This is a genomic window from Luteibacter sp. HAY1-4A, assembly GCF_056755355.1.
In genome coordinates, this window is sequence record NZ_JBNDHZ010000001.1 from 168,395 (window position 1) to 185,083 (window position 16,689).

Here is a 16,689-nt window from a genome sequence, read left to right on the forward strand (position 1 = left end):
ACCTAAAACAAATTGGGGCCGCAGGTCTTGCAGTACATGCTTCGCGGGCGCCGGCGCGTACTCACCGGCGCGCTCGCGCTGGCGCTCGTTGCCGGGCCCGCCGGCGCCGCCGACGCGCCGGGCGAAGGCGGCCCTCCCGCCATGGCCTTCGCCATCGCACCCCAGCCACTCGCCACCGCGCTGCTCGCATGGGGCAAGCAGGCGAACGTGCAGGTGCTCACGGCCTCCGGTGCCATTGCGAACTGGCGCTCCGGCGGCGCCCATGGCGTGCTCACGCCCGACGCTGCCCTCGACGAACTGCTCGAAGGCACGGACCTCGAGCGCGAGCGCTACGACCCCCGCACCGTGGTCGTGCGGCAACGGCAGAAGCCGAACGACGCCACGCCCGCTCCCGTCGATCCGGTCGAGCCGTTCGATCCCACCACCGTCGTGCCGCTGGCCACCGTCGACGTGCAGGGCCTGGTCTCCGGCACCGGCTTCAAGGCCGATACCACGCGTACCGTCACGCGCCAGGAAACGCCGCTGTCCGACGTGCCGCAGTCAGTGACGGTCGTAACGCGCGACGTGATCGAATCGCAGCAGGCCGTCGATATCGGCGATGTCGCCCGCTATGTCGCCGGTGTGCAGTACGTGGACGGCTACGGCGGTTCGCCGTTGTTCCTGATCCGCGGCTTCGACGCCGGGCACGGCCTGACCGACGGCATGCCCAACGGCATCGCGCGCACGGAAGACCTTCCGCCGCTCATCGGCATCGAGCGTGTGGAGGTTCTGCGCGGTCCGGAAGCCATCCTCGGCGACGCGTCGCAGAACAACAATTTCGGCGGCTCGATCAACGTCGTGATGAAGCGCCCGCAGGCGACCCCGGTGCGAACCCTCACGTACTCGCTGGGCGAGTACGACGGCGGCCGGCTCGGGGTCGACATGGCCGGCGCGGCGTCACGTGACGGCACACTGAGTTACCGTCTCGTCGCCGCGGGGCAACGTGGCGAGAAAACGCCGCAGGGTTACGGCGGCGGCCGCGGCGCCTATCTCGCACCCTCGCTCGCCTGGGAGGGGTCGCACACCCGCGTGATGGGTGGTTTCGAATACGTGGACAACCGCGTGCCAGGGCCGGACCATTCGGTGCTCTTCGGGCCGACCGTTTCCACGGCGACGCTGACGAAGCGGTCGAGCGACGATCCCACCGACATCTCCCGCTTCCGCACGACTCGCGCCGTATTCGAGCTGGAACACGAGTTCGCCGGCGACTGGACCCTGCACAGCCAGGGACAGTACGTGCGCCAGCGCAGCGACGGCCGCAGTCTTTCGTATCTCTCCACCGGCTTCGTCGGCGCGCTCGACGCGGTGGCTCGTAGCTTCCGTTATTCCGGTACGTACTGGACCTGGCAGAACGATCTGAGCGCCAGTTTCCGCCATGGCAACGTCACCCACAACCTGCTCGTGGGACTCGACCTTGCGCGTACGCATGCGGGCGACAACGGCAGCGGAAGCATCGAGGAAGGCGCGCTCGCCGACCATGGAGACCGCGACGCGGTGATCGTCACGCGGCCCGTCGCCTATCTGCGTGCCACCAACGGTTTCTCGGAACGGTTCAACGCCTTCATCGCGCCCGTGGCCACCACCGTGCAGCACCTGGGCGGTTCGTGGCAGACGAATGCCGGGTTGTATCTACAGGACCAGATAGCGATCGGCGACCGCTGGAACGTACTCGCCGCCCTGCGCCGCACCAGCTACCGCCTGGACACGCGCTGGGACGACGGGTCGCCGCGCCGCGTGCACGAATCGCGCTGGATCCCGAAGCTGGGCGTGGTCTACAAGGTCTCGCCCGACGTGTCCCTCTATGCCGACACGTCCACGGGGTTCCAGCCCGACCCGCTGCTCGGCAAGGACGGCCAGCCGCTGCCCGTCGCCACGTCGCGGCAGGTGGAAGTCGGCGGCAAGTTCGACCTGTTCGACCAGCGCGCGCGGCTGACGGCTGCGCTGTACCGCATCCACGTGGACCACAGCGTCGACCTGGTATCGCCCGAGCCGCCCTTCTTCGCCACGCCGGGACCCGGACAGACCAACCGCGGACTCGAAGTGGAATTCGCCGGCAGGATCGCGCCCGGACTGGATGTGCTGGCGAGCCTTACCGAGGCACGCATCCGCAACAACGACGACACGCAACCCACCGGCGCACCGAAGCACCAGGCCGCCGTGTGGGCGAGCTACCGCTTCGGCGCGGGCGAAGTGAAACCGTGGGGCGTGGCGGCCGGCGTGCTGGCGCGCAGCCGCAGCCTTGGCCGCACGAGCGCCGACGGCCAGTATTTCGGCATTCCAGGCCAGGCAAGCGTGGAGGCGAACGTCTCGCGCTACGGACCGAACTGGCGGGTAACGCTGGGCGTGAAGAATCTCTTCGCGCGAACGCTCTATGCGGTGAATTTCGACGAGACCTTCGTGCCGATCCGGCAAGGCCGCGTGGTACTGCTAACTGGTATGTACGACTTCTGATTTCGGTGGGATCACGGCCGTCCAAACGTCTTCAGCGCCACCGCGCAGGCTTCGTTGCGGAACGCGTCGCTTTCGGCGCGCCCGCTGGTGGTGCCGGCGAGCGGAATGTCGTAGCAGCCATCGGCGCCTGCCACGCCGCCGTGGCGCCGCCAGAAGCGGTCGTACGCTGCCACGGTGACTCCCGCGCGACGATCCAGCGGGTGCGCTTCACAGCCCACGCCGCGCAGCCGTTCAACGCCATAGTGCGTGGCGAGCGCGCGCACCACCGACAAGAGCAGGTCGCGCGGCCGAACGCCGCCGGTGGCGCGCGTGAACCGTGCGATGGCGCCGCGTCCGAGGTAGGCCCAGGATCCGCGCACGGCGCCGATGAGCAGCCCGTCCGCTCCACCGAACGTGATCGTGCAGGAGGAAATCACTTCCTTGTCGCTGTTGAGCAGGTACAGGCCCAGCTCGCCCGCGCATTCGTGTTCGGGCGAACGCGCGTGCAGGTAGGCCACCTCCCCGCCGCCGAGCGGCAGGGTGGCAAGACGCACGTCATGGCCCTTGAGCAGGCGGCTGCTCAGGCGCTCGGGGAATTCGCGCGCCACGAAGCGGTAGTGCGCCTCGATGAGCCGCGCCCGGGTCGCCATGTCGAACGACCGCGAGATGTAGTGCGACTGCCAGCGCTCGTACACCCGCGGATTGGACTCGGCCGCGGCGCGCATGGTGCGCGAGGCGCCCACCAGGCGAAGCCACTGGGCCTGGCGGCGGAAGGACGCGAGGGTGCGGAGCAGATAGGCCAGCCGGCGCTCGCGCATCGGCAGCGACCGACGCAATGCGGCGCGCCGCCGGGCATGGTCGAGCACCAGGGCCAGCGGCCCCCGGTCGGGCCGTTCCCGAGCCCAGTCCAGGGCAAGGTCGTCGTAGGGCGCGCTTTGCTGATAACGGGACTGCATGCCTAACAAGACGTGCGAGCGGCCGAAAATTGAAATTCATCGCGAGTTGCCCGCTGCCGCGGGATCGCCGGCAGATAGCCGACCCCCACAGGTTGCCAGGCAGGTCCTGCAAGCTGCCGGCGTTGTGTGGGAGCCGCTTCAGCGGCGATGGGGCTGCCTCAGGTTCCGCGCTTGCGCCGCTCGTCCCGCCAGACGATCCAGGCACACAGCAAGGTCAGCAACGCCAACGCATACCAGGTGATGGCGTAAATCAGGTGGTTGTCGGGGAAGGCGATGACGGTGAGGCCGCCCACCGGGCCGTCGTTACCCTCCCCACGGCCGGGGGAGGACGCCGCGTCGGCGTCGACGAAATAGGGAGCGACGTGCGCCAAGCCCTTCGCGGCCGCGATGGCGGCCACGTCGCGGGAATACCAGCGATCGTTCGCCGGTTCGTTCTCCTGGAGGAACGCACCTCGCGGCTCGCTGATGCGGAGCAGACCCGAGATCGTGGTTTCGCCCGACGGGCCCGGGGTGCACGTGGCCTTGCCGCCGCACCAGCCGGGAGACACGAAACCGCGATTCACCAGCACGACATCGTCGGTGCGCAACCGCAGCGGGGTCAGTAGCCACGAACCCATGCCCAGTTCCGTGCTGGCGCGCACGCGCACACTCTTGTCCTGGAGGAACGTACCCGTGAGCTTCACCCGCCGGTATTCGTCGTTCGCCGCGCTCACCACCGGCCACTGGCCCGGACCGGGCGCGTCCACAGGTTGCGCGTGGACGCGCGCATCCACGCGCGCGACGAGGTCGTGCTTCCATGCCCGCCGCTGCACCTGCCACGTGCCGAGCGCCATGAACCCGGCGAACAGCACCGCGCCGAGCAGCGCCAGCGCCCCCAGAACGAAGACGCCGCGCGGTCGGCGCGGCGTCTGCTTGTCGTTGCCTGTATCCATGCTCGCGCTCAGGGCAGGTTCTTGGCCTGCTGCTCGGTCATCTCGTGCGACATGCCCGGCATCATGTTCGAGTTCATGTGGTACATGACCCAGATGGAACCCGACAGCGTGATCACCACCATGACCAGCGTGAAGATCAGCGCCAGCATGCTCCAGCCGCCTTCGGCCTTCGTGTTCATGTGCAGAAAGTAGACCATGTGCACCACGATCTGGATCGCGGCGAAGGTGAGGATCACCACCGCCAGCGTCTGCGAGTTCGGGATGACCTTGCCCATCACCAGCCAGAACGGGATCGCCGTGAGCACCACGGCGAGGAAGAAGCCCATCATGTAGCCCTTGAGGGTGCTGGGGCTATGGCCGTCGTCGTGCTCGTGGTGATCGTGCGCGTCGTGGTGTTCGTGCGATTCGATGTGCGCGCTCACGGCAGCACTCCCATCAGGTAAACGAAGGTGAAGACGCCCACCCAGACCACGTCCAGGAAGTGCCAGAACATGGACAGGCACATGATGCGGCGCTTGTTGGCGGGGGTAAGGCCGAAGCGGCCCACCTGGAAGAGCAAGGTGATCAGCCAGACGATGCCGAAGGTCACGTGCAGGCCGTGCGTGCCGACCAGGGTGAAGAACGAGGACAGGAACGCGCTGCGCTGCGGACCCGCGCCCTCGTGGATCAGGTGGGCGAACTCGAACAGCTCGATGCCGAGGAAGGCGGCGCCGAACAGGCCGGTGACGATGAGCCAGGCCATCATCGTGCCGCGGCGGTTCTTCTGCATCTCCAGCACGGCGAAGCCGTAGGTGATGGAAGACAGCAGCAGCATGGTGGTGTTGACCGCCACCAGCGGCAGGTCGAACAGGTCGGCACCCGAGGGACCGCCCGCATAGCTCCGCCCCAGCACGCCATAGGTGGCGAACAGGCAGGCGAAGATGAGGCAGTCGCTCATCAGGTAGATCCAGAACCCGAGCAACGTGCCGTTGGCCGGGTGATGGTCCTTGGACATCCAGAATTCGACGTCCTGTTCCGCGACGGCGGCGGAAGGCGTGGCATGCATATCAGACATGGGCGGCAAGCTCTTCCGTGCGGGCGGCCTCGGTCCGGGCCACGACGTCGGCGGGGATGTGGTAGTCGCGCTTGTAGTTGAAGGTGTGGCCGATGGCGGTGACGAGCAGCGCCACGAAGGCCAGCCCAGCCACGAGGAACATGTGCCAGATCATGGCGAAGCCAAGCACGAAGGCCAGGCCGGCGAGGATGATGCCCGCGCTCGTGTTCTTCGGCATGTGGATGGGCAGGTAGCCTTCCAGGCGGCGGCCGGCGTTGCGTTCCTTCATGTCCCACCATGCATCCGTGTCGTGGATGATCGGCGTGAACGCGAAGTTGTATTCCGGCGGCGGCGACGACGTGGACCATTCCAGCGTGCGGCCGTGCCACGGATCGCCGGTGACGTCGCGCAACTCGTCGCGGCGCTTGTAGCTGACCCACAGCTGCACCAGGAAGGCGCCGATGCCGAGGGCGATGAGGAACGCGCCGAAAGCGGCGATCTGGAACCAGATCTGCAGCGACGGATCCTCGAAGTGGTTCATGCGGCGCGTGACGCCCATGAAGCCCAGCACGTACAGCGGCATGAAAGCGACCCAGAAGCCCACCAGCCAGAACCAGAACGAGAGCTTGCCCCAGAACGGATCCAGCCGGTAACCGAAGGCTTTCGGGAACCAGTAGTTGATGCCGGCGAACAATCCGAAGATGACGCCGCCGATGATCACGTTATGGAAGTGCGCGATCAGGAACAGGCTGTTGTGCAGCAGGAAGTCGGCCGGCGGCACGGCGAGCATGACGCCGGTCATGCCACCGATGACGAACGTGACCATGAAGCCGACGGTCCACAGCATGGGCACGTCGAACTTGATGCGCCCGCGGTACATGGTGAACAGCCAGTTGAAGATCTTCGCGCCCGTGGGGATCGAGATGATCATCGTGGTGATGCCGAAGAACGAGTTGACGCTCGCGCCCGACCCCATGGTGAAGAAGTGGTGCAGCCACACGAGGTAGGACAGCACGGTGATGACCACCGTGGCGTACACCATCGACGCGTAGCCGAAGAGGCGCTTGCGGCTGAAGGTGGACGTGACCTCGGAGAACACGCCGAACACCGGCAGCACCAGGATGTAGACCTCGGGATGGCCCCAGATCCAGATCAGGTTCACGTACATCATGGCGTTGCCGCCGAAGTCGTTCGTGAAGAAGTTGGTGCCCGCGTAGCGGTCGAGCGAGAGCAGCACCAGCACGGCCGTCAGCACCGGGAACGCGGCGACGATCAGCACGTTGGTGCACAGCGAGGTCCAGGTGAAGATGGGCATCTTCATCATGGTCATGCCCGGCGCGCGCATCTTCACGATGGTGGCGATCAGGTTGATGCCGGACAGCGTGGTTCCGACACCGGCCACCTGTAGCGACCATATGTAGTAGTCGACACCGACATCCGGACTCTGCGCCAGGCCCGACAGCGGCGGATACGCCAGCCAGCCGGTGCGCGCGAACTCGCCCACGAACAGCGACGCCATGACGAGCATGGCGCCCGCCACGGTCATCCAGAAGCTGAAGTTGTTGAGGAACGGAAAGGCCACGTCGCGCGCGCCGATCTGCAGCGGCACCACGTAGTTCATGAGGCCCGTCACCAGTGGCATGGCCACGAAGAAGATCATGATCACGCCGTGGGCGGTGAAGATCTGGTCGTAGTGGTGCGGCGGCAGGAAGCCGGGATTGCCGTTGAAGGCGATGGCCTGCTGGGCGCGCATCATGATGGCGTCGGAGAAGCCGCGCAGCAGCATCACGATACCCAGCACCATGTACATGATGCCGATCTTCTTGTGGTCGATGCTGGTGAACCACTCGCTCCACAGGTAACCCCAGAGCTTGTGCTTCGTGATGAGCGCCAGCAGCGCGATGCCACCGATGGCCACCGCGGCGAAGGTGCCGATGAGGATCGGCTCGTGGTACGGAATCGCCTCGAGGGTGAGGCGTCCGAAGATCAGTTTGGCTAGATCGGGCATGTTCATTACCGGGCTCGGCAAGGCTTGAATTCGTGGGAAGCCGGGGCGCTCAAAGCGGCCGTCCGGCAGGCGTCATCGGCTGGCCGCCGGTACCGTTCGCAACGCACAGGGCGCCCACGTAACGCTTGTCGTCGGCCATGCCCACGCGCGAACGGGTGGCCGCGTCGAGCGACGTGACGTTGTAGGTGCCGACGATGCCCTGTCCGCCCTGGGCGTCGAGCGCCATCATGTCGCTCATGCACATGCGGTTGGACTCGACGCAACGGTTGAGGATGGCGTTGTACAGGCCCGGCGTTACCGAGGCGTAGTAATGCACCGGTTCCTTCTCGCTGGGCTGCTCGAGCTTCAGGTAGTCCTCGCGGCCGAGTGCCGTGCCGCCGGCCTTGGCCTTCGCCACCCACGCCTGGAAGTCGGCGTCGGACAGGCTATGGAAGCGGAAGCGCATGTCCGAGAAACCGGCGCCGCTGTAGTTGGCCGAAATGCCCTCGAAGTCGCCGGTCTTGTTCATGACCGCGTTGAGCTTGGTCTCCATGCCCGGCATGGCGTAGATCATGCCTGCCAGCGACGGGACGAAGAACGCATTCATGACGGTGGAGGCCGTGATGTGGAACTCGATGGGACGGTCGACGGGGGCCGCCATCTCGTTCACGGTGGCGATGCCCTGTTCGGGATAAAGGAACAGCCACTTCCAGTCGAGCGCGACCACCTCGACCACCAGCGGCTTGGTGCCCGGGGCCAGGGCGCGGGCATGCTCGATCTGGTCGACCGGGCGGTACGGGTCGAGCTTGTGGGTGCTGGTCCAGGTGACGGCGCCCAGGGCGATGATGATCAGCAGCGGCGCCGACCAGATCAGCAGTTCCAGCACCGTGGAGTGGTTCCAGTCCGGGTCGTATTCGGCATGCGCCGCCTTGTTCGACTCGCGGTACTTCCAGGCGAAGGCCAGGATCATGAAGATCACCGGGACGATGATGATCAGCATCAGGACCACGGAAATGATGATCAGGTCGCGCTGCTGCCGGGCGATATCGCCCGACGGTGAAAGCAGCACGGCGTCGCAGCCCGACAAGAGCAGGGCCAGGGCGGGGATGAGCAATCCGCGCAACATCTTCATGGACATTCGCATGATGGAGGCAACCGTGGGGACACGAAAAAATACGCCGAACGGCCCGCGGCCACCATAGGACACTTTGTCCCATGGCCCTGCAAGCCGAGTAGTGCGATCCTTGGCTATCCTGCCATCCACCTCCCCCCGAGCGGGCCGCATACGATGTCGATTTCACACGCCGATCACCATGCCACCGAGGGCGCCGAACGCGACGTCCGGCGCCAGCACCAGACCAGCCACGCGGCCGTCGCGCCCGGCGAGATCGCCGTGGGGGTGGTCATCGGCCGCGCCTCGGAATACTTCGACTTCTTCACGTACGGCATCGCGTCCGTCCTCGTGTTCCCGTCGGTGTTCTTTCCGTTCCTGAGCCAGCTGGACGGCATCCTGCTGGCCTTCACGATCTTCTCGTTCGCGTTCATCGCCCGGCCGATCGGCACGACCTTGTTCATGGCGATCCAGCGCAACTGGAGCCGCGGCACCAAGCTTACCGCCGCCCTTTTCCTCCTCGGCACCTCCACGGTCTGCATCGCGTTCCTGCCCGCGAACACCTCCAACGGCTACGCGGTGATTGTGGTTCTTGCCGTTTTGCGCTTCTTGCAGGGCATTGCGCTGGGCGGCTCCTGGGATGGCCTGCCCTCGCTGCTGTCGCTCAACGCCCCGAAGCACCGCCGCGGCTGGTACGCCATGCTCGGCCAGCTCGGCGCGCCCACGGGCTTCCTCATCGCCGCCTCGCTGTTCCTGTTCCTGAACACCCAGCTGTCCCGTGAAGACTTCCTCGGCTGGGGCTGGCGCTATCCGTTCTTCGTGGCCTTCGCCATCAACGTGGTGGCCTTGTTCGCCCGCCTGCGCCTGGTGGTCACCGAGGAATACACCCAGCTGCTCGAAGAGGGCCAACTGGAGCCCATCGGCATCATCGAGATGGTGCGGGCCCAGGGCTACAACCTGTTCATCGGTGCCTTCGCGGCCCTCGCCAGCTACGCCCTGTTCCATATCGTCACGATCTTCCCGCTGTCCTGGATCTCTCTCACCCGCTCGCAGGACATCAACAATGTCCTGATCGTGCAGATCGTGGGCGCCTTCGTGGCCATCCTGGCCACCGTGGCCTCGGGCGTCATCGCCGACAAGGTGGGCCGCCGCAACACCCTCGGCACCATGGCCGTGCTGATCGGGCTCTTCGCCATCGCCTCGCCCTGGCTGCTCGGCGGCGGCAAGGTTGCCCAGGACGCCTTCCTGGTCATCGGCTTCGCCCTGCTGGGCCTGTCGTACGGCCAGGCCGCCGGCACGGTCACGGCCAACTTCGCCAAGCGTTACCGCTACACCGGCGCGGCCCTCACCTCCGATTTCGCCTGGCTGGTGGGCGCGGCCTTCGCGCCGCTGGTGGCCCTGGGCCTGTCCCACCGCTTCGGCCTGGGCGCGGTCAGCGTCTACCTGCTGTCGGGCGTGGCCTGCACGCTGCTGGCCCTGCGCATCAACCGGGCGCTGGAAACGGACCGCAACAAGGCCTGAGGCGCCGAAGTCGCCGGGCCCCGGCAGTTGTAGGAGCCGCTATAGCGGCGAGGGCACGCTCGCGGCGCCCTCGCCAGGTCGTCTCGCCGCTATAGCGGCTCCTACAACGCAGGCAACTGAGGTCTCGGGAATCGCCGCCCGATTCCCGGCGGCATCGGGCAATCCAGGGAGCTACCCTAGCGCCCATGCTCTTCGACCTTCCCGACCACGACACCCTCTACCGGGCCCTCCTGGACCGCGATCCCGCCTACGACGGCCACGTGTACGTCGGCGTGACCAGCACCGGTGTGTTCTGCCGGCTGACCTGCCCCGCACGCAAGCCCAGGCTTGAGAACACACGCTTCTTCGATTCGGTCGCGGGTTGCTTCGAGGCGGGCTTCCGGCCTTGCCTGCGCTGCCGGCCCCTTGATCCTGTGGGCCAGCGCGAGCCGATGGTCTCGGCGCTGTTGCGCCATCTCGAAGACCAACCGGAAAGGATCTGGTCGGAGGACGACCTGGTGCGCCTCGGGTACGACCCGTCCACCGTGCGGCGCAGCTTCAAGCGCCACCTCGGGCTGACGTTCCTCGACATGGCCCGCCTGCGCCGTGCCGGCCGGGGCATGGACCGACTGGCCGCCGGCGCCAGCGTCATCGACGCGCAACAGGCGGCGGGATACGAGTCGGGCAGCGGCTTCCGGGAGGCGATCGTGAAGCTGCTGGGCGACTGTCCGGCCGAGTTGCGCGGCCGCGAATGGCTCAAGGCCGATTGGATCGAGACGCCGATCGGCAGCATGCTCGCCGTGGCCGACACGCAGTCGCTGCACCTGCTCGAATTCTTCGACCGCACTGCCTTGCCGAACGAGCTGAAGCGTCTTCGCGCGGCGACGCGATCCACGATCACCTTCGGCCGCACGCCCACGATCGAGCGCATCGAGGCGGAACTGCGCGAGTACTTCGCCGGCGAGCGGCGCACGTTCGAGACGCCGCTGGCGATGCACGGCTCACCCTTCACCCGCGCCGTGTGGGACGAACTGATGGCGATACCGCCGGGTACCACGCGCAGCTATTCGGCCATTGCCGCGTCGGCAGGGCGACACACCGCCGTGCGTGCGGTGGCGCGCGCGAATGGCGCGAACCAGATCGCGATCGTGATTCCCTGCCATCGAGTCATCGGTGCGGATGGCTCGCTGACGGGCTATGGCGGCGGGTTATGGCGAAAAGACTGGCTGCTGCGGCACGAACGGAAGTTCGTTGTGTAGAAGCGCACTGTGGGAGCCGCTTCAGCGGCGATAGGTGCTTGCGACAAGCTTGCCTGCTGCCGCAGGATCGCCGGCGAAGCCGGCTCCTACAAGGCGCGCGCCTACCCGACCGGATACGGACCGTCTTCGAAGACCGTCTCGTGATAACCCTTCACGCCCACCGCGCGCGCCATCTCGCTGCGGAAATCCTCGCCGCGGCGCAGGCACTCCAGCACGAACGCGAAATCGCGCTTCGGCCGCCATCCCAGGTCGCGCGTGGCGCGGCTGCTGTCGTACACGCGATCCAGCGACGGCAGCAGCTTCCAGCCCCGCGCGACATATAGCGCGTCGACCTCCGGGAACAGGCGCCTAACCACCGCAGCGGCGTCACGACGCAGCGCCGCAACATCGCCGCGCGAGAACGGCGTCGTCGCCGACACGATGTACCGGCCGAACTTCAACGCAGGCGCACGCTCGAGCGCCAGCAGGTGCGCCTCAACGATGTCGTCGATGTCCGCACGGCGATACAGCAACTCGTTGGCCTGCATGTTCGCCGTGTCGTACGCGGAACGCACGTGCGCATTGTCGTCGTCCTCCGGGAAGAACCGCGAGGTGCGCAATACCAGTACCGGCAGCCCCTCCTTCCGCGCCACGAGTTCGCACATACCTTCCGCGGCGATCTTCGTCGCGCCGTAGATGTTCTTCGGCACCGGCGCCACGTCCTCGTCGATCCACGCGGCCGGCTCGCCGGGTGCCGGAGACAATGCCGCGCCGAACGCACTGGTGGTGCTGGTGAACACGAAGGAGCGGACCCCGTGTGCCACCGCGGCTTCGAGCAGCGCCACGGTGCCGCCGACGTTGGTGTCGACGAACTCACGTTTCGAATGCGTCGCCACGTGCGGCTTATGCAGCGTGGCACTGTGGATGACCTGCGCGACACCGGACATCGCGTCGCGCACGAAGGCCTCGTCGTGGATCGAACCGACGGCGTGCGTATGCGCGGAGGGCTTGATGTCGAGCCCACGCACGTCGCGACCCTCGGCCTGCAGGCGCCGCACCAGCGCCTCGCCCAGGTGACCCGCGCTGCCGGTAACGAGGATGGTCATCGCGTCTTACCAGATCAGGTCGTCGGGTACGACGAACTGCTTGTAGTAGTCGTCCACTTCTTCCTCCGACTGCGCGGCCGCGCCTTCCTTCCGGCCGTGATCGAGGACGATGGTTTCGGGCGACCGGGCGTGGATCTTGTCCGCCGGGAGCCGCGGTATGAGTTCGTAACCGTCACCCAGGCGGGCGATGGCCAGCGCACCCGACGCGAGTTGGGCACGCAGGGATTCGTTGACGAAGATGCTGGCGATCTTCTCGCCGTCCGGGAAACGGTAGGCGACGTCGCCCTCGCGCTTCACGCGCGTGGTTTCGACGATCTGGCGGACCTGCGCGCGGATTTCCCGTGCGCGAGCCTCGGTGTTGCGCTCCGCGGCGAGGGCGCGGTCGCGCTCGGCACGCTCGGCCTGGAGCTTGCGTGCGTCCACCTGCTCTTCAGCGGGTGCCGCGGGCGCCTTGCCTTGGCGCTGCTTCGCCTGGTCGCGAACGATCTTGGCGGCCTTGTCCTTCTTGACCAGGCCGGCCTTGAGGAGCTGTTCCTGCAAGGGATTGCGCATGGATGGATACTTCTTGCCTGCGAGAGGCACGATTCTAACGCCGAAGGGTTGGTTACATCGCGTTACGTGCCTAGGCTTGGGGACCTCCCCGGAGGTAGAAACATGCACGCCCGATCCCACATGCGCCTTATCCTCGCGCTCGCCACACTCCTCGCCACGCCCGCCTTCGCCGCAGACGGCCTGCCGCCGCGCAGCGGCTGGAAAGCCAGCAGTTCCTCCGAGCAGGTGCCCGCCATGGCGCCGGCGCGCGCGATCGATCGTGACGAGACCACCCGCTGGGGCGGCGGCTTCAGCGCCGGCCACTGGTTCCAGCTGGACCTGGGCAAGGTCGCCAGGATCGGCGGCGTGCGCATCCATTGGGACAGCGGCTTCGCGGCAGCCTATGCGATTCAGGCGTCCGTGGACGGCAAGACCTTCCATCCCGTCTACACCGTGAGCGACTCTCCAGGCGGCGTCGAGTACATCGTCTTTCCCGCCACCGAGGCCCGCTACCTCCGCCTCGCCGCACCTGTCCGGACCGCGGACTGGGGCGTTTCGGTCTTCGAATTCGATCCGTTCGCCGCCACGGAGGCCGCGCGCATCGCCGGGCTGGACGGCAAGGACGATGGTTCCCTTTGGGCCGATGGCGGGACCCGGGGGATCGTCGGCAAGGGTCCGCACGGGGCGCGTCAACTGGACATCACCCTGCCCCGGCCGCTCGACATCGCGGGCATCGAGGTGACCTGGGCCGGTCCGCGTGACGGAGCCACGCTGGAAGCACGCGACGCGAAAGGCCAGTGGAGCAAGGTCGACAGCGATCCGGGCAGCCTCGGCGACACGTCGTATCTCGCGGCCCGCACCTCGGCCGAGGCGACAGCGCTGCGCCTCGTCGTCGGAACGAAGGACGGCGCCACGCCGAAGATAAAGCGCCTGCGCTTCCTCGGTCCGCCGCGTGTCATGACAGCGATGAAGCGATACCAGATCGCCGCCTCCCGCGCCCACGCCGAACTGTTCCCGTCCTCCCTGCACATGCAGCAGGTCTACTGGACGGCGGTTGGCGTGCCCGCGGGCCTGCAGAAATCCATCTTCGACGAGTACGGCAACATCGAGCCCTTCAAGGGCGGCCCGCAGGTGCAGGCTATCTGGCGCGACGCGTCCGGCCGTGCGGCGGTGTCCGACAACACGCAACGCACGCACGCGCTGCGCGACGGTTGGAAGCCGATACCTTCCGTGAGCTGGACCGTGCAACCAGGCCTCGTGATGTCGAGCGAGGCGGTTGCCACGCAGGGCAACGGCCAGCCCGTGGTGCTGCTGCGTCACCGGCTGCGCAATGAGGGAAGCACCGCGGTTGACGGCACGCTGTCGCTGGTCGTGCGCCCCATCCAGGTCAATCCGCCGTGGCAGAATGGCGGACCGTCGCCGATCCACGATATCGCCCTCGTCGGCGACGCGGCACGCACCGACGTCCGCGTCGAAGGCCGCACGCTGCTGTCCTCGCTCACCCCCGTAGACGCGGCGGGCGCCGCGCCCTTCGGCGCGCACGGCGAAACCGAGATCACCGGCAACGTGGCCGCGGGCACGGTGCCCTCCGCCCGCGACGCCCACGACGACGACGGGCTGGCGGCCGGCGTGCTGGACTACCGCGTGCACCTCGCACCGGGCGAGCAGCGCGACGTGGTCGTCGCCTTCCCGCTGGGCAACGCGCCGGCCGACGAAAAGGGACATCTGCCCGAGCCGCCGGCGATCGACCGCTCCGCCTTCACTGCCGACAGGTATGAGAACGTGGCCAGGCAGGTATCCGACGAGTGGCAGACCCGCCTTGGCGGCGTGGGCATTTCGCTGCCAGATGCATCGCTCGTGGACATCCTGCGCTCGCAGGCCGCCTACATGCTGGTGAACCAGACAGGCCACGCGATGCAGGCCGGCCCACGCAACTACAACCGCTCCTTCATTCGCGACGGTGCCGCCACGGCATCGATCCTGCTGCGCATGGGCGAAATGAAGACGGCGCGCGATTACCTCGACTGGTACGCCGCCCATGCCCTGCACGAGAACGGTCTCGTCTCGCCCATCCTCAACGCGGACGGCAGCGTGAACCGCGGTTTCGGTTCCGACATCGAGTACGACAGCCAAGGCGAGTTCATCAACCTCGTTGCGGATGTGGCGCGGTACGGCGGTGGTCCGGACAGCGTGAAGAGCTACCTGCCGAAAGTGCGCGCAGCCATGCACTTCATGCAGGAATTGCGCGAACGGACGATGGTGCCCGGCTACCTGGCCGACCGGCCGGCACCGGAGCGTTTCCACGGCATCATCGCGCCGTCGATCAGCCACGAGGGCTATTCCAGCCCCACGCACAGCTACTGGGATGACTTCTGGGCACTGAAGGGCTGGCACGACGGCGCTTGGTTGGCCGAAAAATGGGGCGATGCGCAGCTGGCGGCGTACGCGCGAGAACAATACGCGGCGTTGCGCACTTCGTTGCGGGCATCGATCGAAGCCACGATGGCTTGGAAAGGAACGGACACCATTCCCGCGGCCGCCGACCTCGGCGATGGCGACCCTACCAGCATATCGATCGGCATCGATCCTGCTGGCCAGATGGACGTGCTCCCGCACGACGCGCTGGTGACCACGTTCGACCGTTACCTCGCCGACGTGCGCAAGCGCGAGAAGCCGGGCGAGTTGTATGCATACACACCCTACGAACTGCGCAACGTACTCACCTACGTGCACCTGGACCGGCCAGGCGATGCCGCCGAACTCCTTGCCGACGTGGTACGCGACCGCCGCCCGCCGGCATGGAACATGTGGGCCGAGGTTGTGCACTCGCGCCTGCGCCACCCGGGCTATCTCGGCGACATGCCCCATACGTGGATCGGCTCGGAATACGCGCGCACGATCTTCGGCATGCTGATGCGCGAAACAGACGAAAGCCTGTACCTCCTTCCCGGCGCGCCGACGGCATGGGTCGCCGGCAAGGGTTTGTCAGTGACCCGCCTACCGGTGGAGTACGGTTCGCTCACCATGAGCGCTCGTCGCGACGGCAACCGTTTCACCGTGACGCTGGACAAGGGGCTGCATGACGGGACGCCGGTGCGCGTGTTCTGGCCCGACCGGAAGCGGCCGGCGAAGGTCACCGTGGACGGCAAGCCAGCACCGGCGTGGGATGCGGGCGGCGTGAAGCTCGATCGGCCCTTCCACACGCTGGTTGCCGAGTACTAGCGGATACCCAGGGATCGCAGCTTCGTCACCAGGGCCGAGGCCATGCGCCGCGCGGGATAGCCGCGGGCGTCCGCCGTGTAACGCAACAGTCCCACGGCCACCGGCGTCGCATCGCCGGTGGACTCAAGGCGCCACTGGAGCACGCCATGGGCGACACCCGTGGCGCGGTCCAACGTGAGGCGCGCCGGCACGATGACGAGGCGGTGCGTGGCGCCGGCCGCCACTTCCGCCGGCCGCTGGGCTTCCAGCAGCTCCCTCTCGGGAAGGACACTGCTCCGACGCAAACCTTCGCCGTCGGCGCGCACGTCGATGGCCAGCGCATGACGATGCATGGATTCGTCCACATCGGTTGCGGCCGCCTCCATGTTCTCCGCGGCGAGGCGTTCGGCCAGCGCGGCGTCCAGCCTGCGTGCGTCGCGGTGCAATCGCTCGGACCCCATGGAATGCAGCGGCACGAAGGAATAGACATAGCGCGTCGAATTCATCACGACGGTGGCCTGCGTTGCGCCGGAGGCTGCCAGCGCGGCGGCGACGACATACGCCCCGCGCCCCGCTTTGCGGATCGTTCCTTGCATGGTTCGGATACTGTCTCTTATACACATCT

13 protein-coding genes are annotated in these 16,689 nt (G+C 67.0%); 4 read left to right on the top strand and 9 right to left on the bottom strand.

Annotation, left to right across the window (positions count from 1 at the left end; all coding sequences use genetic code 11):
- Positions 1-36 precede the first annotated feature (36 nt).
- Complete coding sequence (locus ACPYOD_RS00835; RefSeq protein ID WP_481299824.1) at positions 37-2,490, top strand: TonB-dependent siderophore receptor; 2,454 nt, start codon at positions 37-39, stop codon at positions 2,488-2,490.
- Positions 2,491-2,501: 11 nt separating this feature from the next.
- Here ACPYOD_RS00835 and ACPYOD_RS00840 read toward each other — a convergent pair whose 3' ends face one another.
- The 6 genes from ACPYOD_RS00840 to cyoA form a co-directional block, all read right to left on the bottom strand.
- Positions 2,502-3,425, bottom strand: coding sequence for a DUF535 family protein (locus ACPYOD_RS00840; protein WP_481299825.1), 924 nt, complete (start codon positions 3,423-3,425; stop codon positions 2,502-2,504).
- Between the two features lie 158 nt (positions 3,426-3,583).
- Positions 3,584-4,357, bottom strand: coding sequence for an SURF1 family protein (locus tag ACPYOD_RS00845; RefSeq protein ID WP_481299826.1), 774 nt, complete (start codon positions 4,355-4,357; stop codon positions 3,584-3,586).
- 8 nt (positions 4,358-4,365) lie between these two features.
- A complete protein-coding gene (cyoD, locus tag ACPYOD_RS00850; RefSeq protein ID WP_481299827.1) occupies positions 4,366-4,779 on the bottom strand; it encodes a cytochrome o ubiquinol oxidase subunit IV in 414 nt (137 codons plus the stop codon).
- A complete protein-coding gene (cyoC, locus tag ACPYOD_RS00855) occupies positions 4,776-5,351 on the bottom strand; it encodes a cytochrome o ubiquinol oxidase subunit III (RefSeq protein WP_481299839.1) in 576 nt (191 codons plus the stop codon). The genes cyoD and cyoC overlap by 4 nt, the downstream gene beginning before the upstream one ends.
- Positions 5,352-5,403: 52 nt before the next feature.
- Positions 5,404-7,398, bottom strand: coding sequence for a cytochrome o ubiquinol oxidase subunit I (cyoB, locus tag ACPYOD_RS00860; protein WP_481299828.1), 1,995 nt, complete (start codon positions 7,396-7,398; stop codon positions 5,404-5,406).
- Positions 7,399-7,447: 49 nt separating this feature from the next.
- Positions 7,448-8,509 carry a ubiquinol oxidase subunit II gene (cyoA, locus tag ACPYOD_RS00865; protein ID WP_481299829.1) on the bottom strand — a complete coding sequence of 354 codons (1,062 nt, stop codon included), beginning with the start codon at positions 8,507-8,509 and terminating at the stop codon, positions 7,448-7,450.
- A gap of 156 nt (positions 8,510-8,665) precedes the next feature.
- Between cyoA and ACPYOD_RS00870 the strand changes: the two genes are divergently transcribed.
- Both ACPYOD_RS00870 and ACPYOD_RS00875 read left to right on the top strand, forming a co-directional pair.
- Positions 8,666-10,009: an MFS transporter gene (locus ACPYOD_RS00870; RefSeq protein ID WP_481299830.1), complete on the top strand. Its 1,344-nt coding sequence runs from the start codon at positions 8,666-8,668 to the stop codon at positions 10,007-10,009.
- A gap of 185 nt (positions 10,010-10,194) precedes the next feature.
- Positions 10,195-11,247: a bifunctional transcriptional activator/DNA repair enzyme AdaA gene (locus ACPYOD_RS00875; RefSeq protein ID WP_481299831.1), complete on the top strand. Its 1,053-nt coding sequence runs from the start codon at positions 10,195-10,197 to the stop codon at positions 11,245-11,247.
- Positions 11,248-11,348: 101 nt separating this feature from the next.
- Here the strand turns inward: ACPYOD_RS00875 and ACPYOD_RS00880 are convergent, their stop codons facing one another.
- The gene (locus ACPYOD_RS00880; protein WP_481299832.1) at positions 11,349-12,332 is read right to left on the bottom strand and encodes an NAD-dependent epimerase/dehydratase family protein; all 984 of its coding nucleotides are present in this window, start codon (positions 12,330-12,332) and stop codon (positions 11,349-11,351) included.
- A 6-nt stretch (positions 12,333-12,338) separates the two neighbouring features.
- Positions 12,339-12,884 carry a DUF2058 domain-containing protein gene (locus ACPYOD_RS00885; protein WP_481299833.1) on the bottom strand — a complete coding sequence of 182 codons (546 nt, stop codon included), beginning with the start codon at positions 12,882-12,884 and terminating at the stop codon, positions 12,339-12,341.
- Positions 12,885-12,986: 102 nt separating this feature from the next.
- On the opposite strand from ACPYOD_RS00885, the gene ACPYOD_RS00890 reads away from it, so the two are divergent.
- Positions 12,987-16,085 carry a discoidin domain-containing protein gene (locus ACPYOD_RS00890; RefSeq protein WP_481299834.1) on the top strand — a complete coding sequence of 1,033 codons (3,099 nt, stop codon included), beginning with the start codon at positions 12,987-12,989 and terminating at the stop codon, positions 16,083-16,085.
- On the opposite strand, the gene ACPYOD_RS00895 is transcribed toward ACPYOD_RS00890, so the two are convergent.
- On the bottom strand, positions 16,082-16,689 hold a 608-nt coding region (locus tag ACPYOD_RS00895; protein WP_481299835.1), incomplete at its 5' end, for a hypothetical protein. The two genes, ACPYOD_RS00890 and ACPYOD_RS00895, sit on opposite strands and share 4 nt — an antisense overlap.